Here is a 2,759-nt window from a genome sequence, read left to right as displayed (position 1 = left end):
AGCCCGTACTGCACCGCGGTGGCCCCGGCGCACCCGTACCCGCTCAGCGACATCCCGAGCGCCCCGATGCTCCCGAGCTCGCGGGCCAGCTCCCGGACGACCGGCAGCTCGCCCGTCTCGTACCACTCGGCGACATGGGGCAGCACGCGGTCGGCCGCCCAGTCGCGCACGGTGGCGCGGACGGCGAGGTCCTCCGGGTCCAGCAGATCGTCGATCCCGAGCGGGTCGGTGGGGTCGAAGGGGGGCAACGACGACTTCGGGGACGGGGACATGCGGGCACCCTCCGGAACGGCGACTGAAAACTAGCAGCGCTAGTTATGTGGCTCTGGCCCGACGGTACGACGCGGCGGTCGCCGCGTCCACCCCGCCGGTGATCATGTCCACTGCGTCAGTGATCACATCCGTCCCGCCGATGATCACACGGACACGCTCGAGCGTGCGACCTCCCGCTGGGCGGGCAGCTCCACCGCCGCCGCGTCCGACTCGCCGCACTGCATCACCCGCGGCAGGCGCAGCGCCGCCACCGCGCCCAGCAGCAGCAACGCGGCGCTCACCAGCAGCGTCACATGCAGCCCGTGCACGAAGGAGTCCCGGGCCGCGCGCCGCAGGGACTCCCCCGCCGGTCCGCCGAGCCGCGCGGCGACCTCGTAGGCCTCCCCCAGCGAGTGCGACGCCGATCCCGACGCCGCCGCCGGCACCCCTGGCACCCGCGCGAGTCCGGGCGCGTAGGCGGCGTTCATCACCGTGCCCAGCAGGGCGATGCCGATGCCCGCGCCCAGCTGGTAGGACGTCTCGCCGATCGCCGCCGCCCCGCCGGCCCGCTCGGCCGGCGCCTCGCTCAGCATCGACTCGTACGCCCCGAACAGGGTCGTCTCCAGGCCGAAACCCAGCAGCACGAAACCGGACAGCAGCAGCCCGGCGTCGTCCCTGCCGCCCATCGCGGTCAGCACCACCACCGCGGCGGCCGTCAGACAGAACCCGGCGCACACCATCCGCCGCGGCCCGAACCGCCTGAGGATCCGCGCCCCCAGCAGCCCGGCCGCCATCGCGGCGAACGTCAGCGGCAGCAGCCGCAGTCCCGTCCTCAGCGGGGACAGCCCCAGCACCAGTTGCAGATACTGCGCCGCGATCAGCTCCAGACCGACCAGCGCCAGCATCGCCAGCACGATGCAGCCCACCGCCGTGCTGAACGCGGGCCGCGCGAACATCCCCAGGTCCACCAGCGGATGCGCCCGGCGCCGCTGCCGCCGCACGAACGCCACCAGCAGCACCACGCCCACCACCAACGGCCCCAGGGTGAGCACGCTCAGCACCGGCTCCTCGGCGCCGAGCCGCTTCACCCCCAGCACCGTCCCGAACAGCCCGCCCGCCGCCATCAGCGCCCCGACCACGTCCCAGGGCCCGTCCCGCTCGCCCGTCGACTCGGGCAGCAGCAGCCGGCCCACGGGGAGGCTGACCAGCATCAGGGGGATGTTGACGAGAAAGACCGAACCCCACCAGAAGTGCTCCAGCAGGAAGCCGCCGAGCAGCGGCCCGACCGCCGCGCCCACCGCCGCGACCGCGCTCCAGACGCCGATCGCCAGCGCCCGCTCGCGCCGGTCGGGGAAGACCTGCCGCAGGATCGACAGCGTGGCCGGCATGATCATGGCGCCGCCGACCCCGAGCAGCGCCCGGGCGAGGATCAGCGTCTGGGGGTGGGCCGAGAAGGCCGCCACGGCGGAGGCGACGCCGAAGAGGGCGTAGCCCAGCAGCAGGATCCGTCTGCGGCCCACCCGGTCGCCCAGCGTGCCGAACAGGATCAGCAGCGAGGCGCAGACGAGGGGGTAGGTGTCGACGATCCAGAGCAGTTCGATGGCGCCGGGCCTGAGGTCCTCCGTGACGGCGGGCACCGCCACGTGCAGGACGGTGGCGTCCACCGCGACCAGCAGCAGGCTGACGCAGAGCACGACCAGGACGACCCAGCGGTTGGCACCGGCCCCGGCCGCCCGACGGCGCAGCCGAGCGGCGGCCGCGGTCGTCCCGGACATGTACGTACCTCCCAGATGAACCCTCGCCGTCGGCGGGCCCGCGGGGTGGGGACTCCCCGCGGCGTGGCCGGAGCGGAGCGGTGGTCTCCGGCCCGCGCGACGATGTGCGAGTGACTCGTCAGCGTACGCCAGTCCGATCCGGTGCCGCGTGGCCCACCTCTCAGACTTCGCGGCCAACCCGTGTGGCGTACGCCACTGCCCTCCGGGCCGCCGGGGCCTGTCGCGCGGCAGGTCCTGGGCCCGGCTGTCCGGCCCGCCGCGCGCCCGGTCGATAATCGAGTCCGTGACCGATCTTGCAACGCGCGTGGCGGTGGCCCGTCCCACGGCCCTGCGCCGGGCCGCCCCGGCGCTCCTCGGGTACGCGGCCGTCCGCGCCCTGGGCCTGGTGGCCCTGGCCGTCTGGAGCGCGGCGCGCGACAAGAGCGCGTACACCCTGCTGACCGCCCGCTGGGACTCCCTCTGGTACGCGAGGGTCGCCGGGGGTGGCTACGGCTACGAGGTGCGGCTGCCCAACGGCGACGTCCATTCCGACCTGGCCTTCTTCCCGCTGCTGCCGTGGCTGGAGCGGCTGCTCGCCGCGGTGGGGCCGCTGTCGTACCCGGACGCGGGCTTCGTGGTGAGCCTGCTCGCCTCGCTCGCCGCGGCCTGGGGGATCTTCGCGGTGGTCGACCATGCGTACGGCCGCCGCGCCGGCGTCCTCGCGGTGCTGCTGTGGGCGGTGCTGCCGGTCGG

Annotated in this window: 2 protein-coding genes and 1 pseudogene; 1 reads left to right on the top strand and 2 read right to left on the bottom strand. The window is 74.5% G+C overall.

The window, feature by feature from the left end; genetic code table 11:
• Both ABZ484_RS38570 and ABZ484_RS38565 read right to left on the bottom strand, forming a co-directional pair.
• Positions 1-272: acyl-CoA dehydrogenase family protein (locus ABZ484_RS38570; protein WP_358870614.1), on the bottom strand; the 272-nt coding region annotated here is incomplete at its 3' end.
• A gap of 144 nt (positions 273-416) precedes the next feature.
• Positions 417-2,027, bottom strand: a complete 1,611-nt coding sequence (locus ABZ484_RS38565; RefSeq protein WP_358870613.1) for an MFS transporter — start codon at positions 2,025-2,027, stop codon at positions 417-419.
• A 283-nt stretch (positions 2,028-2,310) separates the two neighbouring features.
• Here ABZ484_RS38565 and ABZ484_RS38560 point away from each other — a divergent pair.
• Positions 2,311-2,759, top strand: a pseudogene (locus ABZ484_RS38560) (hypothetical protein); the annotation flags it as partial.

Source organism: Streptomyces sp. NPDC006393 (assembly GCF_040628575.1).
GTDB lineage: Bacteria > Actinomycetota > Actinomycetes > Streptomycetales > Streptomycetaceae > Streptomyces.
The sequence above is the reverse complement of the archived record's forward strand: the minus strand, read 5'-3'. Positions and strand labels throughout refer to the sequence as shown.